This window comes from Natrialba hulunbeirensis JCM 10989, from assembly GCF_000337575.1.
GTDB lineage: Archaea > Halobacteriota > Halobacteria > Halobacteriales > Natrialbaceae > Natrialba > Natrialba hulunbeirensis.
Genome location: NZ_AOIM01000041.1, coordinates 304982 through 331113, shown reverse-complemented (window position 1 = coordinate 331113; position 26132 = coordinate 304982). Strand labels below are relative to the sequence as shown.

The window sequence follows — 26132 nt, the reverse complement described above, 5'->3', positions numbered from 1 at the left end:
CGCGTTCACGTTCGTGTTGTTGAATCAGCAGACGGAGACTATCTCTCCGATAGAAAGACCTTTCGGGTGCCGCGGTGGACTGGTCGACAATGATCGATACCCTCGACGACCTCGACGTCGAAGGGACAACCGTCGGCGTTCGCGTCGACGTCAACAGTCCGATCGACGACGACGGGTCGCTCGCCGACGACGCCCGACTCCGCGCACACGTCGATACGCTCTCGGAACTCGTAGAGCGTGGCGGTCGGGTCGCCGTGCTCGCCCATCAGGGCCGCCCCGGCGGCGACGATTTCGTCTCGCTCGCGCCACACGCCGATCGACTGTCTGTCCTGCTCGATCGCCCCGTCGAGTACGTCGATGCCACCTTTACCGATGCCGCACGCCAGGCCGTCCGCTCGCTCGACAACGGCGAGTGCGTCGTCCTCGAGAACACCCGCTTCTACAGCGAGGAGTACATGGAGTTCGACCCCGAGCGCGCCGCTCGTACACATCTCGTCGAAGGACTTGCGCCCGTCCTCGATGCCTACGTTAACGACGCCTTCGCTGCAGCACACCGCTCACAGCCCTCGCTGGTCGGCTTCCCGACCGTACTGCCGGGCTACGCAGGTCGCGTCATGGAGTCCGAACTCGACGTCCTCGGCACCATCGAGGAGACACCCGAGCCGCGAGTCTACGTCATCGGTGGCGCGAAGGTCCCCGACTCGATCGACGTCGCCTGGAGCGTCCTCGAGAAGGGGCTCGCGGATCACGTCCTCACGGCCGGCGTCGTCGGCAACGTCTTCCTCATCGCCGACGAGGTCGACCTCGGCGACGCGAGTTCGGATTTTATCTACGAGCAGGGCTACTGGGACGAAATCGACCGCGCACAGGACCTGCTCGACGCCTACGGCGACCGCATCGCGCTCCCACGCGACGTGGCCGTCGAGCGCGATGGTGACCGCCACGAGCTCGCGGTCAACGCGCTTCCGCCACGAGACGGTGAGGCTGCGATGGATATTGGTCACTCGACACTCGCCTACTACGAACGGATACTCGAGGACGCCGGGACAGTGATCCTCAACGGACCGGCCGGTGTCTTCGAAGACGAGACGTTCGAAACTGGGACGAAGGAACTCTACGGCGCGGCCACGTCGGTGCCGATGAGTATCGTCGGTGGCGGCGACACCGCCTCGGCACTGCGCCAACTCGGTGTCGAGGGCTTTTCACACGTCAGCACCGGCGGCGGCGCCGCGCTTCGGATGCTCACCGCCGAACCACTGCCTGCCGTGACTGCACTCGAGAATGGTCCCCGAGCTAACGATTGAACACGCCACGGCAGACGACATTGACGCAGTCACCGACCTCTGGGTGCAGTTGGCTTACGGACAGCGCGAACACGATGCTGCCGTCCGCGCCGAAGCCAACCGCGAAATGATGCGAGAGACGCTCGCTGCACATCGTGTTTCTGATGGGCTGCTCGTTGCACGGCTCGTTGTGGACGGTACTGATAGTGACCGTGACCGTGACCATGACGACGACAACGAGACGATAGCAATCAGTAGCAGCATTCCTACCAGTACCACCAGAACCACCGATACCACGAGCCTCATCGTCGGCTTCGCCTCCTTCTCACTCGAGCACGGCAGTCTCGAACTCGACCGGACTCGCGGCCTGCTCTCGAACCTCTACGTCGTGCCATCCCACCGCAGCCAGGGAATCGGCTCGAAACTCCTTGCCGCTGTGGCGAGTGAACTCGAGGACCAGGGTGCGGACGCCCTGTTGCTCGAGGTGATGGCCAGAAACGATGCGGCACAGGAATTCTACCGCTCTCATGGGTTCGAGCCGTATCGTCTCGGGATGCAACGCCCGCTCACTGGGGACGGCGACGACGACAGCGACGACAGTCAGGAGCCCTCCTGAACTCGCTGGAACTCGACTCGAGTACCTGCCAGCCACACGAGGGTGTGCCAACGACGGAAACCGAAAACGATACACACTCAAAGGAGGATTCCTAACCAACGGACAGCGCCAGGGGAGCATGGGCGGTTCATGCACTCGACTTGTAATCGAGACTTCGTGGGTTCAAATCCCACCCCTGGCTTGAATCCCTCTATTCAACGCTTTTACCGCCTGGTATCCCCAGATCCGACCATATCAACATGCTGATATACAGACCACACGGTCACCGCTCATTCGGCTACCGAGTTCAATGGGATGTCATGGCGTGGTAGGCGGCCGTTGCGAAACCCGAGGCGGTACACTGGACAACACGATCCAGCACGTCTCTGAGGACCGTAGTTGGATGAGAGTGATGGGGTTGGGTTGGATTCTGTACAATATTTTCTTCTTCATTCGACAGTATCGTATCCATAGCTGCTAATCTATGGTTATAATCCGAATTAACCATCACATTGATGTATGTGCAGGCTAATGAGTCCACTGACAAGGAAGCCACCGTTACTCGTTGTTGCCAACACTACACTTCAACGATACTGACGTCACAACTTCCTTGTCAGTTTGGCTTGCCAGCAGTTCACCACTATCCTGCTGGCAACCATATTCTAGGTGTCCGGTCTCTGCTTCCAGTAGCACGTCCACAGCTCCATATCTGTCGAATGGCTCGCCCGCGTTGGCAACCGCGCTGATACGAACCGTTTCACGAATTCGTCTTCTATAGGCGGAGCAAGGCGAGAACCCCGACCCTTGAGGTCGGGGTTGTTCACACTGTTCTTCCCATCTTGCCGATTCTACCGTCATCGATCGAAGTACTCTGTGGTACTCTCGAGTTGTGTTACTATGCCAGTCAACCGTTCCAACACATAGCATCATATTTGGGCAGAACGTCTAATACGACGGACTGTCTCGAAACTAAACGTGAGACAGGAGTCTTTCGCAGATCAGGAAATCAGTGACGAACTCGACGCCACAGCAGAGGGGAGCGTCGATACTGACGTCGAGTACGACAACGAAGCCGCAAACGAGATGCAGGAGTCGCTTGCGACACTCGGTGAGAGTACGGCCGAAATTGGGGACCGGCTCGAAACCATCCACGCCGAAGCGAGCGAGCAACACCAGGCGATCATGCAAGTCGCAGACGAGACGTCGAATCTATCAGCGTCCGTCGAGGAGATCGCCTCCTCCGCCGAGGAGGTCTCCGCTGCCGGCGAAACGGCCCGCGATCTGGCCAAAAACGGACAGGAGTCGGCCTCCGAAATCGGGACGGCGATGAGCGAGATTCAGGAGGCAGCGAGTGACGTGTCGAACGACGTAGCGACGATCCAACAAAGCGTCGCCGAAATCGACAAGGTTGTCGAAGTGATCAACAATATCGCTGACCAGACGAACCTACTCGCGCTCAACGCCTCGATCGAAGCCGCTCACGCAGACAAGGCCGGCGACGGCTTCGCCGTCGTCGCAAGCGAGGTCAAGACGCTCGCAGAGGATTCCCAGGAACGGGCGACCGAAATCGAGCGCATGATCAACGACGTCGAGGAGAATACGGCAACGGCCGCCGAGAGCCTCGAAGAAAACAACGACCGGATCGAACGGGGGATCGAATCGGTCAACCAGGCAATCGACATTCTCGAAGAGATCCACGACACCGTCGACGAGGTTTCAGACGGCATTGCCGAGGTGGCCGAAGCAACCGACCAGCAGGCCTCGAGTACCGAAGAAGTCGCAAGCATGGTCGACCAGACCGTCGCTAGCGCCGAAAATATCGCCGAACAGACCGAAGAAATCGCCGGCGAAATTCAGAATCAGACGAATCAGGTCGAGAGTATCGACCAGACACTCGAGTACCTCGCTGACGACCTTGCCCCATCACCGGCTCCGTCGCCGTAAGCGGCAAGCGTCGGTTTAGCTCCCGTTACGTCCTGGTTGGTAATTACGGCTACAATCAGTCACTACAGCAAATATATTGTCGCTTGAAGCGGTACAATTCAGCTGAATGCAACTATATCTGGCCGAATTCTCTCCTAAATAAAGTCATTAATAGACAGGTTCCACCACTTATGCACATATATGGGCCACAAGCATGCGTTGAGGCCAGTGGATTTATATATGGAGAAAGAAAGAGTCCGGGCAATGCTACTCTCAGTCGACCGTTCGGAGGCAACCGATTCGCAGTCGCCGAGCTTTGAAGTGATCGCTGCAGTCGCCGAGCAGGAGGGTGTCGATCCGACCGATATCGAACCGCCAGAGTACCAGGCGCTGTACGATGTCGTCAACCCCGAAGCGCTGGATTCTCTGTTTGCACCCCGACAGGACGGCTCCGACCGGCTTCCGGGACGCGTCGAATTTATGTTTAACGGCTATCAGATCATCGTCGAAGGCGAGGGAGACGTTATCGTACAGGACTCTTCAGTCTAAACAAAAAGCAGCGCGAGTTCCCCGCCCTTCCGAAAACCGCAGGTTTTCGGCGTTCGCAAATCTTTGATTTGCGTCAACACCGTGGGCGGGGGTGAAGCGCGTCACTCCGGTGCGTGTTCCGTCTCCTCGATAACAGCACGGCTGAGGGAACCAACAAAAGCCTCGGGCCACCGCGCCCGAGGTTGTTTACGCAGTGTACGTCCGCTACTCGAGTGCTCCATCTCACATCCTGTCGTTACTCGAGTTGATACTGTTCGAGTCGGGTACGCCACTCGTCCGGGATGGGCCGAGACTGTTCGCTCTCGCGGTCGATAAACACCTGAACTGTGCTGGCAGTGGCGACACGAGAGCCGTCGGCACGGATCTCGTAGCGCATCGGTAGACTGGCCGTCCCGAGGTCACCGACTGCAAGCGCGATGGTGACCGTCGCATCGGCCTCGATTGGCCGTTCGTAGTTGAGTTCGACGTTGGCAAGGACGGTGTCGAGATTGACGAGCGACGTGTCGAAAACGTCCGTGAAGAACGCCTCACGAGCCTGTTCGAGGTACGTTGCGTACGTCGCGTTGTTCACGTGGCCCATGAAGTCGATATCCCGCAGTCGGACGTCGACTTCGACCTCGTAGTCCGCGTCGAACGACTCGTCCGTCTCTCGATTGTCGGTATCTGGAGTCATGGTACCGGCTGACGAAGTCGACCACCGTATCGTTGCTGGTTCAGGCTGCGTTTTCGGTCAGTCTGTTGTTGTGTTCCGACTATGGCTCTCAGGCCGTCCGCTGAACGGATTCGAAGACTTCCTCGTGGAGCCGTGTCGCAACGCGGTCCATCAGTGGTTCCATGTTCTTCGTGTCGGCCCGATTGTACTCGACGAGCGTCTCGAGTGCTCCCTCGTCACCACGTTCATACTCGTGCCAGAGTCGAACCGCGTCGCGGCCGCTGATATCGGGCATCTCGCGCTCGATGCCGAGGTCCTGCTCGATCGCCTTCAGGCCGCCGTCGAGGCCGACCTTCTTGCAGGGGTACATGAGATCGACGTGTGGTGTCGTCACGTCGATGTCGTAGCAGGTCTCGAGGAACGGCACGTCGAAGCGCTGGCCGTTGAAGGTAACGAGCAGCGAGGCGGACTCGAGTTCGGCTGTGAGTCGGTCGCTGGTCAGGTCGCGGTCCTTGACGAACGTCTTCGTCTCGCCGCCGCGGTGGAGGCTGACCGTCGTCACGTCGTTACAGCTCGCGTCGAGGCCGGTGGTCTCGATGTCCAGAAAGCACGTCTCCTCGCGGACGTTCTCGTAGAGTCGCCAGCGACTCGAGGCGGGAAGCGCCTCGGCGAACGGCGTGAGGTTGCCCTGATCGAGGTGCTGGCGGCCGTCTGCGATGAAGTCCTCGATTCGATCGGCGAGCGTGTCACCGACGACGCTGCCGTCGAAGTCGTCCCAGTGGGTGATCCCGTGTTCCCAGAGGCGGCGCTCGGTCGTCTCGCCGACGCCGCGGACCGGGATGAAACTGTTCTCGATTCGCACACCAGTGGAGGGGAGCGGTGGAAGGAAAAGCGCTTGGATCTGTCCGGCCGTCGCGACGCGTCGACCGCCACGCTCTCGTTCCTTGCCCGTCAGCCGTGGTCCTCTTCGACCACCAACACGATGCCCGGATTTTCATACCGGGGCCCCGTAGGATGCGTATGAGCGATCCCGACACTGGTCCCGACGCCGACGCTGGCTCCGGCGGCCCAGAGCCGACGGACGAGCTCGCCGATGCCGTCCACGAACTCACGGAGACGATTGACGAACTGCGCGAGGAACTCGCAAACGGAACCGGCACGCGGCGGAGAACGCCTCCGCGACCCACGTCACGTCTCCGGCCGCCGACACCCGGCGACGTGCTCTCCTTTACCGACAAGGTCGCGATCCCCGCTGCAATTACTGTACTCGAGTCCAGCGTGCGCGCACTCGAGACGTTCCAGCGCGGACTCAAACTCGTCCGGACGGAACGCGAGGTCAGCGACCGTACGAGTGAGGCCGCAGAAGCGACGAGCGAGCGCGCGACCGACCTCCGGAGAACGACACTCTCACAGCTCGATACGGTCCTCTCACAGCTTCAGCGAGCAGCCTCGTCGGGTGCACTTCCGGCGGACGAGGACGCCCGCGACCTGCTCACCGAAGCGCGCGAGCTTCGGGACGAGGTCGATACTCGGCTGCGCGATGCGACGAGTGGGAGTTCGGATTCGGCGGCCAACGCTGGCAGTTCCGACGCGGCCGACGCAACCAACAGCGGCCAGCAGGATGCGGTTCGAATCGATATTACAGATGACGAATCGGAAGCGAGAGCAGACGGCCGTAGCGAGGGTGGGACGGTCGATGTCGAATCGACGAGCGAACCCGAGTCGACCGTCGACGTCGACGCCGAACTCGAGACGCTGCGGGATCGATACGGGTCACCCGACGAACCGGGAGTTGACGAGCCGTCTGCGAACGATGGGGCTGCTGTAGACGATAGTCAGGATGGGCAGGCCGATAACAGCGACAGCACCGACGGCAGTGCTGACACGGATAGTAGCCACGGCAGCACCAGCAACAACGAGAGCACTACCGACGCAGGCAGCAGCAACGACGACACTAACGGCGCAGACAACAGCAACGGCGACACTAATGGCACAGACGACAGCAACGACGACATCAACGGCGCAGACAACAGCAACGACGACATCAACGGCGCAGACAACAGCAACGACGACATCAACGGCACAGACGACAGCAACGACGACATCAACGGCACAGACGACAGCAACGACGACATCAACGGCGCAGACGACAGCAACAACAGCAACAACAGCGACGACTCGCAAAACGGCAACGACCGCTGATCAGACCGGTTCGAACCGGTAGCCGTCCCACTTCTGACTCTCAGGCTCTCGGATTCCCGCACCCGGCTCGCGCAGTTCGTCGACGTGAACGGGCTGAACCTCGTCTCCAGTCTCGACATCACCAGTCGTAAGCTGGCCGAGCGCGCGGACGATTTCGCCATCAACGTCGAACTCGACGATCGCGAGATGGTTCGGCTCACGGACACCTGGCGGGGTCGCCATCGAGGTCGTCCAGGTGACGACCTCCGCGGTGTACGCACTCAGATCGACCGTCTCGACCGGCTCCGTTCCGCCCGGCCCGCGCGGGTGGCCGGGGTAGCTGATCGTGCCGTCCTCGTACCGCGTCGCTTCCATCGTCATTGTGCTGCCTCCATGATGGTCGTAATCACACAGTTACCGAACCCGCCGACGTTACAGCAGAGGCCGACCTCCGCCTCCACCTGTCGGTCGCCGGCTTCACCCATGAGCTGTTCGTAAATCTCGACGCCCTGTGCAACGCCGCTCGCCCCCAGCGGGTGGCCCTTCGATTTGAGCCCGCCCGAGGTGTTGATCGGCAGTTCACCGTCCCGTTCCGTCTCTCCCTCCTCGACCAGCTTCCAGGCCTCGCCGTGCTCGGCGAAGCCGAGTCCCTCCATCTGGAGGAACTCGAGTATGGTGAACATGTCGTGGAGTTCGGCGACGTCGATATCGCCAGGGTCGCGGCCGCTCATCTCGTAGGCCCCGTCGCCGCTCTCGACGACACCGCCCATAATCGTCGGGTCCTCGCGTTCGTGGACGACGTGGGTGTCCGTTGCGCCGTCGATACCCGAAATAACGACGTACTCGTCCGTGTACTCCTGTGCAACTGACTCGGGACAGCACATGAGCGCCGCCGACCCGTCCGTAATCGGACAGAAGTCGTACAGTCGGAGCGGGTCGGCGACGATGGGGGACTCGAGTACCGTCTCCAGATCGACCTCCTTCTGGAACTGGGCGTGGGGGTTGTGGACGCCGTTCGCGTGGTTCTTGACGGCGACCTTCGCGAGACTCTCGCGGGGTGCGTCGAAGCGCTCCAGGTAGTGGCGTGCGGTCAGCCCCGCGAAAGAGGGGAGCGTCACGCCCTGTTTGTACTCCACTGGGTGGGTCAGCGAGGCGATCACGTCGGTCGCCTCGCCGGTCGTTCGGTGGGTCATCTTCTCGCCGCCGACGAGCAGGGTCATGTCGCTGGCACCGCTCGCGACGGACTGCCAGGCGGCGTAGATGCCCGCACCGCCGCTCGAACTCGTCTGGTCGATTCGCTGGGTGTACGCTGGCGTCGCGTCGATATCTTGGGCCAGCGCGTTCATGATGCCGGTCTGGCCTTCGAACTCGCCGCTCGCCATGTTCGAGACGTAGAGGTGGTCGACGTCGGCCGCGTCGACGCCCGCGTCGTCGAGACAGTCAAGGCCGGCCTCCGCGAGGAGGTCCAGAATCCACCCGTCTCGTTGCCCGAACTGGGTCATCGACGAGCCGATTACAGCAACACGTTCCATATCCTACTGCACACAGGTCTGTGTTTTATAAGATTGGGTCACCCGTCCTGCGGTCTCTCCTGCAGCCGTTGGTCCGTTGGTCCGCCGGCCCACCGGCTAACCGGTCTCGGACACGAGCAAGTAAGAAACGTATCGAAGTTGGGTGTGCCAGCAGGGTCAGGCCGAATCCGCCACAGTCGCCTGTAGCTCACTCGCTCGCGAGCGCGCCTGCGAGATAACTGCAGGGCGGGCCTCGAAGGAAACCAGTACGTCCTCGTCGCCGTAAGTCACGTCGTCGACGTGGGCGTTGTCGTGAATCCAGGAGACGACGCTCATCGTCTCGTCCGTCATCGGGAGCATGAGTCGCTCCTCCTCCCAGTCGGGCAGTTCGTCGTCGATCCGATCGAGCAGCGCGTCGATGTTCATCCCCTCCCGCGCGCTGACGGTGACCGGATTCGGTGCAAGTGCCGAGAGCGCCTCGCGCTTCTCCTCGAGTTCTGTCTCGTCGACGGCGTCGATCTTGTTGAGCACGGTAACGATCGGGGCCTCGTTTCGCTCGTAGAGGGTGTCGTGGCTGGTGACGAGTTTTTCGTGGATGTCGTCCACGTCTTCGCTCACGTCGACGACGAGAAGGACGAGATCGGCGCGGTAGACGGAGTCGAGCGTCGACTTGAACGATTCGACCAGCCAATGAGGGAGGTCGCTGATAAAGCCGACAGTGTCCGTCACGAGCACGTCACGCGGTTCGATGGCGGCGCGTCGGGTTGTCGTCCCGAGCGTGGTGAACAGTTTGTCCTGGGACTCGGCGGTCGCGTCGAGGTCCCGGTGGAGGTCCTCGTTCTCCTCGACGTCCAGATCTTCCGAGAGCCGCCGCAGCAGCGTCGACTTGCCGGCGTTCGTATAGCCCGCGAGTGCGACCAGATCGAAGCCGGAATCGCGCCGGCGCTCTCGGCGGTGTTCCTCGGTTTGTTCGATGCGCTCGAGTTCATCATTGATCCGACTGATCTGGTTCTTGATGTCCTGTTCGCGGCTCTCGTCGTACTCGCCCAGGCCCATGAAGCCGGGGTGCTCGTCGCGCTTTGCGAGGCTGGTCTTGGCCTCGGCGCGCGGGAGTTCATAGCGCAGTTCGGCGAGTTCAACCTGTAGCTGTGCCTTCCGGGTCTGGGCGCGCTGGCCGAAGATTTCGAGGATCAGCGTGAACCGGTCGATGACCTCGACGCCCTCGGGCAGCAGTTGGCCGAGGTTGTACGTCTGGTAGGGGCCAAGACGATTGTCGAAGATGACGGTCGTGGCCTCGGTCGCTTCGACGACCTCGGCGAGTTCCTCGGCTTTCCCCTCGCCGAGTTGGAGTGCGGGATCAGCCCGGCGGGACTGGGTAACCTCGCCGGCGACGGTGTACCCTGCTGCGGCTGCAAGGTCGGAGATCTCGCTCGTATCTGGCGTTCCGGAGTCGACGCGCTTTGCGATGATTGCTCTCATGCGGATTTGAGTGTGGGTTCTGTTTCGGGTTCGGGTTCGGATTCGGGTGTGGTTCCAGGTTCGATTTCGGGTTCGAATTCAGACAGAGACACAGACGGAAACTCGGATTCGAAGAGCGGTCGCTCCGTCGTGACTGCGAGCGGACGTTCTGCAGAGACGCGACTGGTTGCGCGTCGCTGTCCGTGTGATGTCTCGTGTGACTGCGGAGAGAAGGGACGATGTCGCCGCGGCGCTCGTGGTGGTTCCCTGTGTCGTCGTCTTCGCAACGCCGCCGGGATGCGATCAACCACGCTCGTCGTGCCGGTCTGCCACCTCCGTTAGACGATCCACAGCCATACTCGCGCGTACGGTTCCAAGCGTCTTGAATCCCGTGCTCGTCCCACAGATTCCTCACGCCACCGCCCTGACAACCCGCTATACACAGTTCACTACACCAGAACTGTCCCACTCGGTTCACCATGCCTACTCCACTCCAGCCAGTTCATCGTCCTGATCCACCCCCAGTTCACCACGCCCAACCTCCCACGCAACGAGACACTCACTCGATCACAACAGTCATTATCGGCGCTACGAATGCTCGCGATAATGGTCTCTGTCGATCCGACGACGCTCGCACTCGAGTTCCTCGCCGGCGCGATCCTTGGCGGACTGCTCGGCTTTGCGACCAAACGAATTGCGAAGGTGCTCGCGATTATCTTCGGTGTGCAGCTGATGGTGGTTCGCTATCTCCAGTCGCAGGAGATTCTCATCGTCGACTGGGATCGGCTGTCGGCGGGGCTTGTGTCGACGAGTGAAGGAGCAGCGGAGACCCACCAGGCCGGGATGGACGTCCACTGGCTCGAGTCGCTGCTCTCAGTTGGGGCGATTGCAGTCGGCTTCACGAGCGGATTTCTGATCGGCTACCACCGAGCCTGACTGGGACCACTGACGAACAGATACACTTCATCGAAATTAAATGCCAGCCGCTCGTCTCACGAACAGACACAGTACACCGCTCTAAAACACTGCTACCGCGCCTGTGTGGCGCAACTCAGCGCGTCTGCAGGTCGTCCTTATCCTTGACCAACTCCGTCTCCGCCTTGCCACTCGAGTGCTCGTTGACCACGTCGTAGAACTCGTTTTGCATCCCTGCCGGGAACGTCACCACGCCGATCCACGAGCCGTCGGGTTGCCACTCCTCGCGTTCCAGGTCGCCGAACTGGCGAACCTGCGCCTGTGCGCTGCCCGCGTAGTCCGCCGGAATCTGGACCGCGATCGTCACTTCTTCGAACCGGATCGGAATCACCGGCCGGAGGTCGTCGAGCGCCTCATCGACCTGCGACTCGACCGTCTCCATCGGGTCGACCGTAAAGCCCGCCTCCTCGAGTGCGTTCTCGATCCGCTCTGGCGGGTGGGGCGCGTTGTCCATCTGCGGGTTGACAGCGTTGCGCGCGATGGTGTTGATCAGCTGTTTGCGCTTCTGTTCTTGCATCTCGCGGCGCTGTTCGGCCGTGATCTGGATCTCTCCCTCTTTGACGACCTCGGGGATGATCTCGAGTGGGTCGGTCGTATCGAAGACCGTCTCGAGGTCGTCCTCGGCGGGGCGGTCCCCGCGGGAGGCGTTCTCGAAGACGTCCTCTGCGGCGATGACGTCCTCCAAGTCGCCGTCGAATTCGTCGCGCTTGATGGCGAGCGCGGCGTCCGGGTCGACCAACACTTCGAAGCGCGCCCCGTGGGATTCGAGTCGCGCTGTCACCGCCTCGTCGAGTGATATCATAGCAGAGAGTTCCGTCGGCCGCCTAAAAGAGTTTTTCCTGCTGGTGGGCTGTTGGGCGGGAGTTGTGCCGGAGAGTTTGGCGACAACACGAAGTTGGGGCCCAGACACGAAGTTGGGACTCAGGTCGGAGTGGCGGGTTCGAAACGGCTGGTCGAGAAGGAGTGCGGTTCGCAGTCCGCGGTTTGCCGTTTGGTGTTCGTCGCCTGTGACGACGTGCGGTCACTCGCCGTGGTGGCGTTCGATTGCGATTACTCGTCTGCGTCCTCCTCACCGTCGTCGAGGAGGTCGTTTTCTTCTAGGTGGTCCGCGATGCGGTCTTGCTCGAACTGCTCGAAACTCTCGCTTTCGGTGTCGATAGTCGCGAGACCGACCTCGCTTGGCAGCAGCGAGCCGTCGTTGACCGACGCGAGTGCGTCGAGGGCGAGCTGGATTCCGCCGTCCAGGTCCGCCTCGTCGTCGTAGTTCTCTTCAAGGTAGTTCTGGAGTTCGCTGCGGTCGGCACCGACAGCGAGGGCCTTCCACTCGTACGGCGTGCCGGACGGGTCAGTCTCGAACAGGCGCGGTTCGCCGTTCTCGACGCCGCCGACGATCAGTGCGACACCGAACGGACGAGCGCCGCCGACCTGGGTGTACTGCTGGATGTGGTCGGTGACCTCCTTCGTCAGCGTCTCGACGCCGATCGGTTCGCCGTAGCGCAGCTGGTTGACCTGCGACTGGCGGCGCGCGAAGTCGATCAGCTGGCGCGCGTCGGCGACGTGGCCGGCGCTCGCGATGCCGATGTGGTCGTCTGCCTTGTGAATCTTCTCGACGCTCGAGTCTTCGAGCAGCGGCGAGGGAACGCGCTTGTCGACGGCCAGCACGACGCCGTCGTCGGTTCGAACGCCAATACTCGCCGTGCCACGCTTGACCGCCTCGCGGGCGTACTCCACCTGGTAGAGTCGGCCGTCGGGCGAGAAGATCGTGATGCCTCGGTCGTACGCCTGCTGTTGGGCTTGTCCCTGCATAGTATCACGCTAAATCGTAATCGTAGTCGGAATCGTCGTAATCGAGGTCTGTCGTCCCCGCGAACGCCGCATCGAGTCGCACGTCTACAGATCCATCGCGCACAACGGCGACTCGCTCCTCGTTCCCGAACACGACGTGTCTCTCTTCAGAATCTTGCCCGCGGCGTCCTAAATACTTTTCTTCAGCGGCACGGATCGTGCCACTGATACCGCTGACCCGCACACCGACCGGCTCGCCGTCGATGGCGTCGATACAGGCGATCGCTGCCCGGGCCTCGTCGCTCCAGCCGTGTCTGACCTTGACGAGCGCCTCGCCGACGCCTGCCGTCGAGTCGAAGTCGAACTGCAACACGGAGAGATCGGCGCGGGCACCCCCCGGATCGCCGAGCAAGTTCTGGCCGGCGTACCAGCACTCGCGCTGAAACGCCCGCCGATCGATCGAGGAATCGGGCCAGCACTCGAGTTCGACTGCCAGATAGCGCCAGCGCGGGCGGAGGTGTTTGGGAAGATGTTTCATTGCGACTTAGGGGGGTGTTTCATTGCGGCTTCGAGGTGTTATTGGGCGTCGGTTTCGTCACGACTGTGGCCACGCTCGGCTACCAGTACGCCCACCTGCTCGTGGACGCGCTCGACGGCTGTCAGCGAGAAGCCGGCATCCGTGAGCGCGTCGGCGAGGAAGCCAACGGTCGCGGGATCGTCGACCTCGGGTGAGTAGAACGGCTCGTCGGGGTTGGGCTCGCCGAAGAACATCACGTCGCCGAGGACGAACCGCTGCGGGCCGAGGCCGCCGATCACGGAAATTGCCTCGCGCTTTTCCTCGTCCGAGAGGTGGTGCATCGCGAAGTTGGAGGTGACGACGCTGACCGTGCCGTCGTACTCCGGCTCGCGGAACGTCCCGTGGCCGAACTCGACGTTGTCGATCCCCTGATCGGCCGCTTTGGACGCCGCTTCCTCCATCATGCCTTCGCTGATATCGCGGCCGACGACGCGTTCTGCGTCGGGGGCCAGCGCAAGCGCAATTGCGCCGGTCCCGGTGCCAAGGTCGAGAACGACCTCGTCCGCGTCGGGCGCGGCGTGCTCGATTACCAGGTTCGCACACGCACGATACTCTTCGGAACTGTCGTCGTCGTACTCGCTTGCGGCCTCGTCGAAGCGGGCGGCGTGTTTCTCAATGCTCTTCTTCATACCTACCCCGTTTGACCCCCGGCTCAATGAACGACTCGGACTGAATCCGACGATTGCGGTCGGCGAGGTGGCCCCACTCGGCGAGCCCCTCCTCGATGAAGGGCTTCGAAAAGCCGATCTGTTCGCCGAGTGCCGCTAGCTCCCTGGGTGCACGCAGTTCGAGGTGCGACCGCGGCGTCGCACTCACGACGTAGGGTGCGTCGTAGTAGCCGATGATATCTTCTAACTTCCGTAGCGACTGGATGATCCGGACTCGCCTGCCGCCGTGGGTCCGGAGCACGCCTGAGAGGTCGAACTCGAATCGGACGCCGTTCTCGGCTGCCGCCTTCGCGAGCACGTGATTCACGTCGCCGCTGTCGGTCATCGGATGGGCGAGCACGTCCACCTTCTCGTTCTCGACGGCAAAGCGGTTCATCGTCGGTGAGCCACCCGAAACCGTGACGATGGTCTCATCAGTTCGGTAGTTCCCGACCGCGCCGCTTGCCTGCTCGACGCTGTCGGCGTTGATCTCGACACCTTCGACGACGTCGACGTCGTACGCCGCACTGATCTCGTCGGCATCGAATTCTGCGCGAGTACTCGAGTCGTTGCGCACGACCACGCCGTCGAACCCGTAGTCAGCCGCCGTTTTCGCGAGTCTGGCGACCGTGCTATCTCCGTCGGGGTGGGCGTGGACGGCCTCATACATACGAGTCCTCTCACGCGGCGCGAACTTGGGGTTTGCGTCATCCGGTTGCGGATCCGCGGCGGGGTTAGCGGTTGCGGACTCGGGGAGAGAGGTGTGAGTCACAGGATGGAAGTTGCGGGCAGAGTGGTGGGACCAGCACCCGAGAACGGGTGTCTGCGGTCCGACTCAGTTCATCGGGTTTCGGATGAGTTGGCCGTGTTCGACTTTCATACAGCGGTCCTGAACGACAGCGATGCCAGCGGCTTCGGCCGCACGTGCTGCCTCGTCGTTCTGCGTTCCTGGCTGCATCCAGATGGCCTTCACACCGTCGCGATCCAGCGCCTGTGAAACGATGTCCGGAACTTCCTCGCTCGGCCGGAAGATCTGGACGATGTCGACGGGGTCCACAACGTCGGACAGTGAATCGAACGCACGTTCTCCGAAAACCTCGCTCGCGTGCGGGTTGACTGGTCGAAGTTCGTACCCGTGTCGCTGGAGATACGCTGGGACGATGTGTGCTGCTTTCTCGTGCGAGGTCGATGCGCCGACGACTGCAACGCGGTCGTATTCGAGAATCTGCCGGAGCTTATCTGGGTCTTCGATTGGCACAGCCATACCTCGTTGCCACGACAAATGAATCCACACCCGACCGTACGACGGCTACCTGACCAGTGTGTAACCAGTCGCAGTTGGTACTATCGGCTGTTCACGCTACCGACTGCGTCGCGTGGACTTACGTGGAAACAGTGGAAGCGGGAATCGGCGTCGAAAGACATCCGCCGCGAACTCGAGTACGGTGGCTCAGTGAAAGACGATACTGTGAGCGGTGTGAATTGCTCAACTGATGATGGGTGAGAAAACCCGTCGCAGTCGGATGCTAGTTCAGAATCGACTGTGCGACCGTCGCGAGCTGTCCGTTGTCGGCCTCGCGCAGGCGGTCGTCGCCGATCTTCAGACGCAGACGCGGGCGGCCAACGTCGATCGGAACCTTCTCGGTGTCGATCAGGCCCATGTCCTCGAGTTTGGTCTTCGTGCGGCTGAACGTCGCCTTGCTAGCGATGCCCACGTCTTCGCCCCACTTGCTGATGTCGTACAGCAGCGCCTCGTTCTTCGCCGCGACGAGCAGCGAAATCGTGACTTCGTCGAGGCCGTCGCCATCGCCACGGGCGGTCTCGAGCGAGTTGAGAATCGCCGTGAAATCCTCTTCCGCGTCGGGACTGATCTCGTCAGCGAGCGTCTCGCGAACGTCCGTAATCGGTGGTGTTCGGAGGTTAAAGGCGGAGGCGTCCTCCCAGCGGGCCGCGTAGGTATCGAAGGTGTCCTCGACGAAGCTGTCGTCGTCGGTGACGAGGCCGCCGACGCGGTCGCCGGCGTGGACGACGGCGATGACGCGCTCGTCAGTGACGAGCAGCGAGTTCTCGGGTGCCTCATCGAGCGTGTGGAGTGCGAGTGCGCCCTCGCTGATGAGGTCCGCTGCGTTCGAGGCGACGATGAAGTCGTCCATGACCGCTTTCAGGGTGCGTTCGTCGGCAAGCATGTGGACCGATGGGAGTGAGCCGTCGAACGCTGTGGCGACGGAAATGAACTCTTCGATGGCCTCCCGTGACGGGTTGACCATGTACACGTCACCGCTTGCGTCTTCGAGAATCGATTCCAGTATATCGTCAATCTGGTGGTTGAGTAAATTCGAAGCCATCTCTCTACAGAAGTAAACGAGAGCGCGGTACTTAATTTTGGTGGCCATCATCACGGCAGAACTTCTCACCTGATTGACGAACCAGTAATTTTTGTCCGTTCGAAGTTCATTGCATCGACACGTTCAACTGATCTACAGAGATGGGTACCGAATCTCAACGAGCCAGGTACTGATGTTTAGTACAATCTCGGAAACCGATAAAATTTGCGTCAGTTATATGTTTTGGTTCTGGCATTGGTAGATTGTATGGACACGATGCCTCCCCGACCCTGGATTGACGCTTGGCCCCTCCACCACTCCGTTCTCGCAGTCTCCGCACAGATTCGGGAGACGCTTCCACGGCTCAGGTCAGAGCGTGTGAGCACGTACGGCGGACCATAGTTCGCGATCGGCACGGCTGTAGTTCCAGTCGCGACGACGGGTCGTGACCCCGCGACACATACTCTGTGACTCACGATTCGAACGTCGGCCAGATCGCATGCGACCACTCGATGTCGCCGTCGTAGATCACCGACGCCGACGTCTCTTTGAGCAACGTTACGAGTTCCGATGCCGAGAGTACGAACGTCGACTCAGAGCCACAGAGGTATGCCAGCTCGTTGTCTGCAGTGTGGGGAAAGTAGTACGACCCCGTGAGACGCGGCGAGTAGCAGTCGAGGGTGACCAGATACTGCACGTCACCAGTTTCAGCGTCAATTTGGGGATCGGTGTTGACTCGGGGGTACTCGAGTACGGTGTCGGTATTGGGTGTCGTGTCGGTATTGGTCCCGGTCCCGGTCTCGGTCCCGGCATCGTTCGTTTCCGGTCGTGGTTCCGACCTCCTTTCTCCAGTCGCTGCATCGAGCTCATCGACACGAACCGTCGTCGGGAGGCGGTGTTCGCCCTGTGTCAGCGAGTGGGTGCCGTCGCCGACGACGGTGTAATCTTTGCCCATGATGATCCGCCGTCGGGCGAGCGCCATCGCCCGCTCGATGCTGAACCCGTGGACCAGCAACTTCGCGAAGGCTGAGCCGACCTTGACGGCGTGTTCGTTCAACACCTTCCTGACGGTGACGGCTCCGGCGACGCTGCCCTTCTCAATCAGTGTCCGCCCCTCGTAGAACGACCCACAGGCGTTGAGAAAGAACGTTTGTGTCTCACAGCGATCGAGACTCGTCATCGACAGGTGGCCGTCCGGACAGCGCAGCCCGGCTTCCTCACAGTGGCCGATGTAGTGGACGAAGTCGAAACCGTCCTCGAAGATTCGCGCGAGTTCGGCCGTCGTAACCCCTTCGGTGACCCTGACAGTCATCGGTAACTCACCCGACCGTGTGCGATAGATTTCCGAAACGTCGTTGTGCTCGCCGGCCATCTCCGGATCGTTCAGGACGACACAGACCGAGGTCTCCTCGCTCGCCCGCTCGAGGTACTCGAGTCGGTTCGCGTACGCTTCAGGGGCGGCGTTGAAGACATCGATCGGGACGCCGTCTGCGAGCCAGCCGTGGACTCGTCCGTGGCGCAGTTCGGGTTTGACGATGTCGACGGAGGCAACCTCGCCGCTGGATCCGGATCTGGATCGCTCGCCACCGCTGTAGGACGCGGTAAGCGACCGGTCGACCAGCTCCTGCCCATCGAGGTGTGAGGTCTCCGGTCGGTAGAGCAGACTGAGTCGATCCAGCAGGAACGGGAGCGTCTCGACGTGCTCGTACTCGGGGGCAACGTACGTCGCGAGGTGCCACTCCGGCAGCTGGGACTCGATGGCCTCGAACGGAACGTCGAGGTAGGCTGCCAGCCGCTCCTGGGGTGTCGCCTCGTAGAGCCGTGCCGGCTCGATGTCGACCCGCTCCTCATCGAGCACCGCCTCCTCCGCTAACGCCGTTCCGTAGGGGCCGGCGTTGCGAACCAGACAGTCGAGGAAGAACGTCTGTCGGAGGAGTTCTGTGACCGCGGACTCGAGTGCGGGCGGGCCGGCGAGGTGGTGGTCGATGCCGAGGTCAGAGAGGCGGAGCACGACACCGGTTTCTGCGTCGGGGTACAGCGACGCGTCGGTCCGAAGCCGTGCCTGCAGGTAGTATGCAAGTGGTGCGACGAGATAGATCGACTCGTAGCAGGGCGGGACGACGAGTTCGATGCCAGTCTCGGGCGTATCGGCTCGGATGCAGTCAGGGACGTGCAGTTCGTCGCCGAACTCGAGAAGCGGCGGGTGGCCGCGCAGGGTTGGATAGGATCGGTCGGCGCGCGTCGTCTTGTGTGAGGAGGATAGATGCGAAATGGCGGTTGCGAGTGCAGAGGGCGAGTCCGGGACGGTAATGCTGCCGGCGGGGAACTCGTGGTGGCTGCGAAAGCCGAGGTCGACGCTGGTCCGTTCGGGAAAGGAGACGACGACGGATTCGAAGTCGTCAGTGCGTTCGATGCGAGCCGAACTGTGAAACTGGAGGTAGCTTTTGATCTCGGTGTCGATGTCCACGACGTACTCACCGGGCGGGAGCGACAGCGGGTCGCCACAGGGGTCGAGTTCGATCGGTGCCGACGCCGAATCCAGTGGGAAGGCGTAGACGACGGCGTGTGGAAAGCGGAGTTTGCTCGCGCGCACCGAGACGGTTTCGTCGACCGGACGTGGGAGTTCGGGATTTCGGTCGCGGATGACAAATTCTTCGCCCGTAATCGCCAGTGTAGCGCTGTCGGTGTCGGTAACGCGAACGCCGTCCTGTCGTTCATCCCACACGAGCATGTCATGCGATAGATCCGACGCAACGCAGTTAGTTGTATCGGATGGTAATCGCTTGCAAGGGACACGATAGTCGGCAACAGACTACCACCGAACGTCGGAACAGCCCACAGTCGAAACCACCATCGTCACCAGCAAACTCGCTTGTGTTCGTGTCTCGGTTTGCCGAAGAGAGGTACACTTATACAGCAGCCAGACACCACTTCGCACATGGACCACGAGCACGTTCGGGAAGTCGATCCCGCCGTCGCCGACGCACTCGAGGGAGAGGTAGAGCGCCAGCGATCATCCCTGCAGATGATCGCGAGCGAGAACCACGTCAGCGAGGCCGTTATCGACGCCCAGGGGAGCGCGCTGACGAACAAGTACGCGGAGGGCTACCCCGGCTCGCGCTACTACGGCGGCTGTGAGTACGCCGACGAGGTCGAGGAACTCGCCATCGAACGCGCCACGGAGCTGTTCGGTGCCGACCACGTCAACGTCCAGCCCCACTCGGGCACGCAGGCCAACCAGGCTGTCTACTTCGCGATGCTCGAACCTGGCGATAAGATCCTCTCGCTGGATCTGACCCACGGCGGGCACCTGAGTCACGGTCACCCGGCCAACTTCGTCGGCCAGTTCTACGACGTCGAACAGTACGAGGTCGACGCCGAGACCGGCTACATCGACTACGACGGGCTCGAAGCACAGGCCGCCGAGTTCGAGCCGGATATCATCGTCTCGGGTTACTCCGCCTACCCACGCGAAATCGAGTGGGAGCGCATTCAGGACGTCGCCGACGATGTCGACGCACTCCACCTCGCCGACATCGCCCACATCACCGGGCTCGTCGCCGCCGGCGTTCACTCCTCACCGGTCGGCACCGCCGACTTCGTCACCGGCTCGACCCACAAGACGATCCGCTCCGGTCGCGGCGGCATCGTCATGTGCGAAGAGGAGTACGCCGACGACATCGATTCCGCCGTCTTCCCCGGCGGCCAGGGCGGCCCGCTCATGCACAACGTTGCCGGCAAGGCCGTCGGCTTCAAGGAAGCACTGGAACCCGAGTTCGAGGACTACGCCGAACAAACCGTCGCCAACGCGAAGGCACTCGGCGACCAGCTCGCAGAACACGGCTTCTCGCTCGTCTCCGAGGGCACCGACAACCACCTCGTGCTCGTCGACCTGCGCGAGAGCCATCCCGACACAAGCGGCGGCGACGCCGAGGAGGCACTCGAGGACGCCGGCATCGTCCTCAACGGCAACACGGTCCCCGGCGAGACCCGCTCGGCGTTCGATCCCTCGGGCATCCGCGCCGGTACGCCGGCGCTGACGACCCGCGGCTTCGATGAAGACGACTGCCGAACGGTCGCCGACCTCATCGCGCGCGTGATCGACGACCCGGACGACAAGGAGGTACTCGAGTCGGTTCGTGCAGAAGTCGACGAACTCTGTGCGGCGAATCCGCTGTACGAAGACGCATAACGTCGCTGCGGTAGTCAATTCGACGGGTTTTCTGGTTTTGTATTCGCTATATCGACCACTTCTTCTTCACCCAGCTTTGCGTGCGCTTCGCGGGTAATACAGGGGATTCAGTCTTGTGAGTACTTCACAGGTAGTTCAGGGGACAGTGACCAATGGCACCAATCTGCTCTCTGAAAGTATTTATCCATTGACAACGATTGGCCTGCCAATGATGCTCGTGAGACGGACCATTCTCACCACATTTGTCGGTTTGCTCGGGCTCCTCGCTGGCTGTTCGTCTGTGCTCACGACTGAATCGGACTCGGATCCAGCCCTGGACCCGAACGAGCACGTCGACGATTGGCAAGACGACCCAGTGCGCGCCACAGCGGCCACACTCGAGTTCGAACGACCAGACAATGGAGAGGGGGCAACCGAAACACAGTGTGTCTCGGCTTCGAAAGAATACGTGGAGGCCCTTCTCGAAGACCGACTCAGCGAAACGGACTCGGTGTCGGTTGCCCTCACGACAGCGGCTGGTTCGGAGCGACTCGGAATCGACGACGGCCGTGTACTCATCGTGAGCCGACAGATCGTTGTCTCTCGATCAGGAGTGGTTCGTTCGACGCCGCCGGTCTCGTTCGAGACGATCCGACAGTCGACACCCGAAACGATTCGCATGACTGGGAGTTCGGATACTGACGACCTGTCCTGTCGCGTTCCCGTTTACGTACACGACGAAATCCTCGTTGAAGATTGACCGACCCGCCTGCCGACCAGGTTTCGCTGCGCGGGTTGCTGTTGAAGCGACCGGCGATCTCAGCTACATCATAGAGATGGGAGCCTACTGAAACTCAGACTGGAACTGGCGACTCAATCGACTGGACATGCTCACCGTCAATAATCGACTAGTTCCAGACCGGGAACAGCCGTAAAGTCGCCGTTGTGCGTGACCAGCGACGCACCGTGATGTCGACAGATGCCGGCGATCATCACATCGGCCGCGTTGATCGGCATCCCGTTTTCGAGCAGTTCCGTATGAATCTGCGCTGCTTCTCGACTCGCACCCGCGTCGAACGCCAGCGGCTCTGTCCAGTCGAGCCCCGCCAGTACGTCCTCGACCGATCGGCTCTCGGCCCAGGCCGCTTCCCGGGCGACTTCGAACAGCGCCAGCGTCGGCACGTAGTAGACCGGTTCGTCTCGCTGCTCCAGAAACGACCGTGTTGCCTCGACGCCGTTCAGATAGTCGATCACGAACGACGCATCCAGTGCGATCATCTCAGAGGCTCCGGTCCCGTCGCTCCCCTCGCTCGTCGAACGCCTCATCGAGATCGACTCGAGTACGCTCGCTCGAATCTGGGAAGCCATCGTCCTCGGCGAGCATGCCGAACCCTTTCAGTACGTCCTTGTCTGCCTCGGTGAGGCGCAGGATCGTGTCCGTAAAGCTCTCGTCCTCTCGTTTGTGCGCTTTGAGAGTCTGGTACGCTTCCGTCGTGATTGTGATGTTCTTCGTTCCCATACGTCTACGTGTACGTGTACACGTACACGGCTCGGTCCCTTAGGCGTATCGGGGCTCTCGGGATACTGTAATTTCGGTACCTGACGCGAAGACGGACTAAACTGACGGCTCTGTTGAAACCCTCACAACCGGACAAGAGAGGCATGCTGAATACAGAGGATGAGTGCAGCACGCCACCTCCGTTTGTTTCGCGCCGCAGGCAGTGAACAATCCGCACACTACACGTGCGTACTGACCGCGATTTTCATGCCTGGTTCCGAATAAAAGAACTGGATTACCGACCCTGCTAACTTAATTCCTTTCGCTATTGAACTTTCTATCGATTTCGAAGGGATAATTCTGGATTTCAGTCTGTTGTGTCGTATTGTTCATTATCCGGTAGGTAACTGAGTATGTGAACTCCTCTGATTCAGTCAGTTGCGATGAGTCGGTAACACCGCCACGACACTCTAACTGGACGTAAAACTCGTCTGTACTATCGTTCGAGACTGAGAGGGATGTACAGTTGGTTATCACGTTTTCATCGTCATGGACTGTGTGGTTATGGCTTGCAAGGAGGTCGTTATAGAACAGTCTCTCCTCGTAGGTAACAGTGTAGCCCGCGACATTCGAGGAATTCAATGGAGTCGGTTTTTCGGGAGCGACGGGGTAACTCTCAACATCCGAAACCCCCTCGTCCGGCGTATCAGGCTGAAACACACCGGTGAACATCCCTGCTCCAACAAGTAGTACGACGGCAAGAAACCCGAGTAGGATAACTAATAATTTACGTCTGGAGGACATTTCGTAAAAGAAAGCAGTCAATGCGGATATTCTTTCTCCCGCACTTACTGTTGGTTATAACATATTTAGGTTATGCTGGATGGTATGTGATTTACCTGTACTGAGCGTTCGACTCTTCGTGCAGATCGCGCTCTACCGGGTGCCACATTTGCGACCTGTATTCAGCACGGTTGCTGAAGCCTATCACCGATTGAGGGTTTCAACAAGGCCAAACTGACTGATCAGCACTGAATCTCTCTAAGCGTCTGGAATACGGCTGTTTCGAGTACCGATTCCCTCCCAATCATATTCTCTGGAAACGTGTTGGGACGAAACAGTAAGGTCTCGACACCGTGTACTGCCGAGACAGAGCGATGCTCGAGTTCCTCCTGTTCGTCGTGGTGCTCGTCGTGGGTGGTGTCCTGCTCTTCCTGCCAACCCTCGCGATGAGCTGGTGGCAGTCGGAGCGCCAGAACGATGGCCGTTCACGGGACGGGGGCGGGGACGGGGACGAGGACAAGGACGGAGAGTGAGCACGGCGGCCGAGAACGGATCACTGGAACTACGACTGTCCTGAACCGCTCGTTCTCACCGAACCGCGGGCAGCACCTCTTCCTCGTAGAACTCGAGTGCCTGTTCCTGCTCAGGGCCGATCTGGTGGACGTAGACGTGGTCGTAGCCCGCGTCGATCGCCTGTTCGATGCTGTCGATGTGAGCGTCTGGGTCCGGGCCGGTTACGGTGCTGCCTTCGGCGATGTCTTCGCGTTCGACCAGCTGGGCGGCCTGTTGGAAGTGTGCCGGCGTGGGGAGTTCTTGACCGAGTTCGCCCGGAATCGAGCCGTTGGGCCAGTACTCGTAGACGGTGTCGACGGCCTCGTCCTCGCTCGAGGCGTAGCACATGTGCAGTTGCGTGTAGGCTGGCCCCTCGCCGCCGGCCTCTCTGTACGCCTCGACGACCTCGCCTTTCGGACCGGAACACCAGATGCCGTCGCCGTGATCCGCAGCCCAGCGGGCCGTCTGCGGACCGAACGCGCTCGCAATGGTGGTCGGCTGATCGTCGGGTACCGTGTAGAGACGGGCGTTCTCGACCGTGTAGTGCTCGCCGTGGTGGCTCGTCGTCTGGCCGGTCCAGAGCTTTCGCATCACCTCCATCGACTCCTCTAGCATCTCGAGACGAACGTCGTGTTCGGGCCAGCGCTCGCCGGTGACGTGCTCGTTCAGGTTCTCGCCGGTCCCGACGCCGAACGTGAACCAATCGTCGAACATCACGTCGACAGTCGCGACCGCGTGGGCGACGTTGACCGGATGGATCCGCATCGTTGGGCAGGTAACGCCGACCCCGACCTCGATCTCGTCGGTCGCTGTCGCGATGCCACCCAGGGTAGACCAGACGAACGCCGACTCTCCCTGCGCGGACACCCACGGATGGAAGTGATCCGAAATCGAGACGAAGTCGAAGCCGATCTCCTCGGCACGCCTCGCGTATTCGACGAGTTCGGTCGGGCCGTGTTCCTCACTCGAGAGGGTGTAGCCAAACTGTGTCATTCCGGGCTCGCTACCACGAACCCGAGGGTAACGGTTGAGCCTGCACGAGCGCGGTTCTGGTCGGCTGGCTGGCGACGCCGGACTCGAGTTCGACTGGCTCGTGGCGACCCCAGACGACAACACCTTTCGAAGTGGAGCCACAGACTGGGAACATACACGAATGGGTACCGAATCCGACGATGGCGATGGTGACGAAGACGGCGTCAACGAGGCCGAAACTCCCGTCGAGGACGAGACCGACCACGACGACCGGGTTTACTACGTCATCAGCGACCTCCACATCGGCGGCGACGAACAACTCGAGGAGGTCGAGTTTCTGGACGAACTGCTCGCCTTCCTCGAACAACTCGAAGCGACCAACGAGAACGCCGAACTCGTGATCAACGGCGACGCGTTCGGGCTCTGGGAGTTCACGACCGTCGAGGGCGTCGAGAAGTTCGACGTCCTCGAGGAGACGTATCCGGAGCTGTTCGAGCAGTTCCGGGTGACGGGCGAGAACATCCCGATCACCCTGATTCCGGGGAATCACGATCACGAACTGGCGGCCTACGACGAGTTCGTCGAGCGCTTTGCCGAGTACAACGTCGACCTCGTCCAGGAGAAGTCGATCACTCGACCCGTCGGGGACCAGGCGATTCACTTCGAGCACGGCCACCAGCAAGATTCGAACAATCGGATCGAGGACTGGGGGAATCCGCACGCGACGCCGCTTGGGTACTACTACAACACGCTCGTGACGAGTCGCGCGGGCCAGTTGTCGAACCGCGGGCGATACAACTGGCTGAAAGATGTCCAGGCGGTGACGCCGACCGAACGGATGCCGATCTGGCTCTTTTCGAAGTATTTCTACCGGGAGATGAACCCGCTGATCCGGTACTCGCTGGTGCCGTTCCTGTTGCTGTTCAACATCAGTGCACTGCTCGCAATCTTCTCTGGGTTGCATTTCGCTGGGATCTGGACGCTGCCGGTCGAACAAACGATTACCTTCCTCGGCCAGTTCGGGACGGCCGGAACGGTGGCCTGGTTCCTGCTCCTGGTCAATATCGGCGTTGCCGGGATGCTCGTTCTCGTTGGGATTCCGCTCCACTTCATCCGCCAGGATATCAAGAAGACGATCAATCGATTCGGCGTCTTCGAGACCGATCTCACGGTCGATCCGACGGCATCTTACAAGGAGACCGCCCGCGAACTCTTCGCGAACGACCCGGAGACGACCATCTTCTGCTTCGGTCACACGCACCGACCGATGCTCAAGGAAGTCGACGGCGGCGTCCTCGTCAACACCGGCACGTGGCTCAAACGCCTTCACCGACGCGACGGCATCATCGGCATCCTGCCGCCGGTGTTTTACCCGTCGTACCAGCTTGCAGCGGTTCGAATCGCAGCAGAGCAACCGTCTGCGTCCGACGCCGCCACTGTGACCGCAGACGACGTCGCGACCGAGACAGAATCGCCGCGTGTCACCGTCGGCTTCGAGCAGATCACCAAAGCGAGCCCCGCCTCGGAGGAACTCACTCGCACCGAGCGCTTCTTCACCGTTGGCCGGGAACCCGAACCGGATCTGCCGGAGCGCCACGTCGTCGATCCGTCGGGTCAGCGCGCAGAACCGGTAGCGGAGACGGCTTCCGCGCCGGCGGACGACTGATACGGATCGTTGTCGCGTCTTGCCGGTGAT

The 26132-nt window shown here is 61.1% G+C and carries 26 protein-coding genes, 1 tRNA gene and 1 pseudogene; 11 read left to right on the top strand and 17 right to left on the bottom strand.

Annotated features, from left to right (window positions below):
• Positions 1-89 precede the first annotated feature (89 nt).
• The 5 genes from C483_RS17640 to C483_RS17620 all read left to right on the top strand — a co-directional run bounded on the left by C483_RS17640 (position 90) and on the right by C483_RS17620 (position 4350).
• Positions 90-1304, top strand: a complete 1215-nt coding sequence (locus C483_RS17640) for a phosphoglycerate kinase (protein ID WP_006654723.1) — start codon at positions 90-92, stop codon at positions 1302-1304.
• Entirely contained in the window at positions 1282-1899 is a 618-nt protein-coding gene (locus C483_RS17635; protein WP_006654722.1) for a GNAT family N-acetyltransferase, read from the top strand. Before C483_RS17640 ends, C483_RS17635 begins: the two co-directional genes overlap by 23 nt.
• Before the next feature lie 107 nt (positions 1900-2006).
• Positions 2007-2080, top strand: a tRNA-Thr gene (locus tag C483_RS17630).
• A 773-nt stretch (positions 2081-2853) separates the two neighbouring features.
• Complete coding sequence (locus tag C483_RS17625; RefSeq protein ID WP_006654721.1) at positions 2854-3822, top strand: methyl-accepting chemotaxis protein; 969 nt, start codon at positions 2854-2856, stop codon at positions 3820-3822.
• A gap of 243 nt (positions 3823-4065) precedes the next feature.
• Positions 4066-4350 (top strand): HalOD1 output domain-containing protein, encoded by a 285-nt coding sequence (locus C483_RS17620; protein WP_006654720.1) that lies wholly within the window; start codon positions 4066-4068, stop codon positions 4348-4350.
• 235 nt (positions 4351-4585) lie between these two features.
• On the opposite strand, the gene C483_RS17615 is transcribed toward C483_RS17620, so the two are convergent.
• The gene (locus C483_RS17615) at positions 4586-5023 is read right to left on the bottom strand and encodes an acyl-CoA thioesterase (protein ID WP_006654719.1); all 438 of its coding nucleotides are present in this window, start codon (positions 5021-5023) and stop codon (positions 4586-4588) included.
• A gap of 88 nt (positions 5024-5111) precedes the next feature.
• Positions 5112-5864 (bottom strand): ribonuclease H-like domain-containing protein, encoded by a 753-nt coding sequence (locus C483_RS17610; RefSeq protein WP_006654718.1) that lies wholly within the window; start codon positions 5862-5864, stop codon positions 5112-5114.
• 158 nt (positions 5865-6022) lie between these two features.
• Between C483_RS17610 and C483_RS17605 the strand changes: the two are divergent.
• Positions 6023-6997: pseudogene (locus tag C483_RS17605) on the top strand (DUF7547 family protein); the annotation flags it as partial.
• Positions 6998-7204: 207 nt separating this feature from the next.
• On the opposite strand, the gene C483_RS17600 reads toward C483_RS17605, so the two are convergent.
• The 3 genes from C483_RS17600 to hflX form a co-directional block, all read right to left on the bottom strand.
• On the bottom strand, positions 7205-7564 hold the full coding sequence (locus C483_RS17600) for a hypothetical protein (protein WP_006654716.1): 360 nt from the start codon (positions 7562-7564) through the stop codon (positions 7205-7207).
• Positions 7561-8715: a thiolase family protein gene (locus tag C483_RS17595; RefSeq protein WP_006654715.1), complete on the bottom strand. Its 1155-nt coding sequence runs from the start codon at positions 8713-8715 to the stop codon at positions 7561-7563. Before C483_RS17595 ends, C483_RS17600 begins: the two co-directional genes overlap by 4 nt.
• A 156-nt stretch (positions 8716-8871) precedes the next feature.
• The gene (gene hflX, locus C483_RS17590; protein ID WP_006654714.1) at positions 8872-10173 is read right to left on the bottom strand and encodes a GTPase HflX; all 1302 of its coding nucleotides are present in this window, start codon (positions 10171-10173) and stop codon (positions 8872-8874) included.
• Between the two features lie 585 nt (positions 10174-10758).
• Between hflX and C483_RS17585 the strand changes: the two genes are divergently transcribed.
• A complete protein-coding gene (locus C483_RS17585) occupies positions 10759-11088 on the top strand; it encodes an FUN14 domain-containing protein (RefSeq protein ID WP_006654713.1) in 330 nt (109 codons plus the stop codon).
• Positions 11089-11203: 115 nt separating this feature from the next.
• Here C483_RS17585 and C483_RS17580 read toward each other — a convergent pair whose 3' ends face one another.
• The 8 genes from C483_RS17580 to C483_RS17545 all read right to left on the bottom strand — a co-directional run bounded on the left by C483_RS17580 (position 11204) and on the right by C483_RS17545 (position 19191).
• Positions 11204-11929, bottom strand: a complete 726-nt coding sequence (locus C483_RS17580) for a ribosome assembly factor SBDS (RefSeq protein WP_006654712.1) — start codon at positions 11927-11929, stop codon at positions 11204-11206.
• 248 nt (positions 11930-12177) lie between these two features.
• Positions 12178-12933 (bottom strand): archaeal proteasome endopeptidase complex subunit alpha, encoded by a 756-nt coding sequence (gene psmA / locus C483_RS17575; RefSeq protein ID WP_006654711.1) that lies wholly within the window; start codon positions 12931-12933, stop codon positions 12178-12180.
• 4 nt (positions 12934-12937) lie between these two features.
• Entirely contained in the window at positions 12938-13450 is a 513-nt protein-coding gene (locus C483_RS17570; protein ID WP_006654710.1) for an Rpp14/Pop5 family protein, read from the bottom strand.
• 38 nt (positions 13451-13488) lie between these two features.
• Complete coding sequence (locus C483_RS17565; protein WP_006654709.1) at positions 13489-14118, bottom strand: class I SAM-dependent methyltransferase; 630 nt, start codon at positions 14116-14118, stop codon at positions 13489-13491.
• Positions 14102-14806 (bottom strand): RNase P subunit p30 family protein, encoded by a 705-nt coding sequence (locus tag C483_RS17560; RefSeq protein ID WP_006654708.1) that lies wholly within the window; start codon positions 14804-14806, stop codon positions 14102-14104. The genes C483_RS17565 and C483_RS17560 overlap by 17 nt, the downstream gene beginning before the upstream one ends.
• 165 nt (positions 14807-14971) lie before the next feature.
• Positions 14972-15394: a CoA-binding protein gene (locus tag C483_RS17555; RefSeq protein ID WP_049912906.1), complete on the bottom strand. Its 423-nt coding sequence runs from the start codon at positions 15392-15394 to the stop codon at positions 14972-14974.
• Positions 15395-15662: 268 nt separating this feature from the next.
• Entirely contained in the window at positions 15663-16481 is an 819-nt protein-coding gene (tbsP, locus tag C483_RS17550) for a transcriptional regulator TbsP (protein ID WP_006654706.1), read from the bottom strand.
• A gap of 451 nt (positions 16482-16932) precedes the next feature.
• Entirely contained in the window at positions 16933-19191 is a 2259-nt protein-coding gene (locus C483_RS17545; RefSeq protein WP_006654705.1) for a hypothetical protein, read from the bottom strand.
• Between the two features lie 207 nt (positions 19192-19398).
• Between C483_RS17545 and glyA the strand changes: the two genes are divergently transcribed.
• Positions 19399-20652: a serine hydroxymethyltransferase gene (gene glyA / locus C483_RS17540; protein WP_006654704.1), complete on the top strand. Its 1254-nt coding sequence runs from the start codon at positions 19399-19401 to the stop codon at positions 20650-20652.
• A gap of 208 nt (positions 20653-20860) precedes the next feature.
• Positions 20861-21391 carry a hypothetical protein gene (locus C483_RS17535; protein ID WP_006654703.1) on the top strand — a complete coding sequence of 177 codons (531 nt, stop codon included), beginning with the start codon at positions 20861-20863 and terminating at the stop codon, positions 21389-21391.
• 137 nt (positions 21392-21528) lie between these two features.
• Here C483_RS17535 and C483_RS17530 read toward each other — a convergent pair whose 3' ends face one another.
• The 3 genes from C483_RS17530 to C483_RS17520 all read right to left on the bottom strand — a co-directional run bounded on the left by C483_RS17530 (position 21529) and on the right by C483_RS17520 (position 22933).
• The gene (locus C483_RS17530; RefSeq protein ID WP_006654702.1) at positions 21529-21909 is read right to left on the bottom strand and encodes a type II toxin-antitoxin system VapC family toxin; all 381 of its coding nucleotides are present in this window, start codon (positions 21907-21909) and stop codon (positions 21529-21531) included.
• A 1-nt stretch (position 21910) separates the two neighbouring features.
• The gene (locus C483_RS17525) at positions 21911-22150 is read right to left on the bottom strand and encodes an antitoxin VapB family protein (RefSeq protein ID WP_006654701.1); all 240 of its coding nucleotides are present in this window, start codon (positions 22148-22150) and stop codon (positions 21911-21913) included.
• Positions 22151-22441: 291 nt separating this feature from the next.
• A complete protein-coding gene (locus tag C483_RS17520) occupies positions 22442-22933 on the bottom strand; it encodes a hypothetical protein (RefSeq protein ID WP_006654700.1) in 492 nt (163 codons plus the stop codon).
• Between the two features lie 353 nt (positions 22934-23286).
• Here C483_RS17520 and C483_RS20555 point away from each other — a divergent pair, with 353 nt between their 5' ends.
• The gene (locus tag C483_RS20555) at positions 23287-23445 is read left to right on the top strand and encodes a hypothetical protein (protein ID WP_169331436.1); all 159 of its coding nucleotides are present in this window, start codon (positions 23287-23289) and stop codon (positions 23443-23445) included.
• Between the two features lie 55 nt (positions 23446-23500).
• Here C483_RS20555 and C483_RS17515 read toward each other — a convergent pair whose 3' ends face one another.
• The gene (locus tag C483_RS17515) at positions 23501-24457 is read right to left on the bottom strand and encodes a TIGR03557 family F420-dependent LLM class oxidoreductase (protein ID WP_006654699.1); all 957 of its coding nucleotides are present in this window, start codon (positions 24455-24457) and stop codon (positions 23501-23503) included.
• Between the two features lie 160 nt (positions 24458-24617).
• Here C483_RS17515 and C483_RS17510 point away from each other — a divergent pair, with 160 nt between their 5' ends.
• Entirely contained in the window at positions 24618-26102 is a 1485-nt protein-coding gene (locus C483_RS17510; protein WP_049912905.1) for a metallophosphoesterase, read from the top strand.
• Positions 26103-26132 lie beyond the last annotated feature (30 nt).

Excerpts from the sequence above, each read along its gene's own strand:
- C483_RS17640 (WP_006654723.1), top strand. The coding sequence starts at position 90 with ATGATCGATACCCTCGACGACCTCGACGTCGAAGGGACAACCGTCGGC.
- C483_RS17635 (WP_006654722.1), top strand. The coding sequence starts at position 1,282 with ATGGTCCCCGAGCTAACGATTGAACACGCCACGGCAGACGACATTGAC.
- C483_RS17620 (WP_006654720.1), top strand. The coding sequence starts at position 4,066 with ATGCTACTCTCAGTCGACCGTTCGGAGGCAACCGATTCGCAGTCGCCG.
- C483_RS17615 (WP_006654719.1), bottom strand. The coding sequence starts at position 5,023 with ATGACTCCAGATACCGACAATCGAGAGACGGACGAGTCGTTCGACGCG.
- C483_RS17600 (WP_006654716.1), bottom strand. The coding sequence starts at position 7,564 with ATGACGATGGAAGCGACGCGGTACGAGGACGGCACGATCAGCTACCCC.
- C483_RS17595 (WP_006654715.1), bottom strand. The coding sequence starts at position 8,715 with ATGGAACGTGTTGCTGTAATCGGCTCGTCGATGACCCAGTTCGGGCAA.
- hflX (WP_006654714.1), bottom strand. The coding sequence starts at position 10,173 with ATGAGAGCAATCATCGCAAAGCGCGTCGACTCCGGAACGCCAGATACG.
- C483_RS17585 (WP_006654713.1), top strand. The coding sequence starts at position 10,759 with ATGGTCTCTGTCGATCCGACGACGCTCGCACTCGAGTTCCTCGCCGGC.
- C483_RS17580 (WP_006654712.1), bottom strand. The coding sequence starts at position 11,929 with ATGATATCACTCGACGAGGCGGTGACAGCGCGACTCGAATCCCACGGG.
- psmA (WP_006654711.1), bottom strand. The coding sequence starts at position 12,933 with ATGCAGGGACAAGCCCAACAGCAGGCGTACGACCGAGGCATCACGATC.
- C483_RS17570 (WP_006654710.1), bottom strand. The coding sequence starts at position 13,450 with ATGAAACATCTTCCCAAACACCTCCGCCCGCGCTGGCGCTATCTGGCA.
- C483_RS17565 (WP_006654709.1), bottom strand. The coding sequence starts at position 14,118 with ATGAAGAAGAGCATTGAGAAACACGCCGCCCGCTTCGACGAGGCCGCA.
- C483_RS17560 (WP_006654708.1), bottom strand. The coding sequence starts at position 14,806 with ATGTATGAGGCCGTCCACGCCCACCCCGACGGAGATAGCACGGTCGCC.
- tbsP (WP_006654706.1), bottom strand. The coding sequence starts at position 16,481 with ATGGCTTCGAATTTACTCAACCACCAGATTGACGATATACTGGAATCG.
- C483_RS17545 (WP_006654705.1), bottom strand. The coding sequence starts at position 19,191 with ATGCTCGTGTGGGATGAACGACAGGACGGCGTTCGCGTTACCGACACC.
- glyA (WP_006654704.1), top strand. The coding sequence starts at position 19,399 with ATGGACCACGAGCACGTTCGGGAAGTCGATCCCGCCGTCGCCGACGCA.
- C483_RS17535 (WP_006654703.1), top strand. The coding sequence starts at position 20,861 with ATGATGCTCGTGAGACGGACCATTCTCACCACATTTGTCGGTTTGCTC.
- C483_RS17530 (WP_006654702.1), bottom strand. The coding sequence starts at position 21,909 with ATGATCGCACTGGATGCGTCGTTCGTGATCGACTATCTGAACGGCGTC.
- C483_RS17525 (WP_006654701.1), bottom strand. The coding sequence starts at position 22,150 with ATGGGAACGAAGAACATCACAATCACGACGGAAGCGTACCAGACTCTC.
- C483_RS17520 (WP_006654700.1), bottom strand. The coding sequence starts at position 22,933 with ATGTCCTCCAGACGTAAATTATTAGTTATCCTACTCGGGTTTCTTGCC.
- C483_RS20555 (WP_169331436.1), top strand. The coding sequence starts at position 23,287 with ATGCTCGAGTTCCTCCTGTTCGTCGTGGTGCTCGTCGTGGGTGGTGTC.
- C483_RS17515 (WP_006654699.1), bottom strand. The coding sequence starts at position 24,457 with ATGACACAGTTTGGCTACACCCTCTCGAGTGAGGAACACGGCCCGACC.
- C483_RS17510 (WP_049912905.1), top strand. The coding sequence starts at position 24,618 with ATGGGTACCGAATCCGACGATGGCGATGGTGACGAAGACGGCGTCAAC.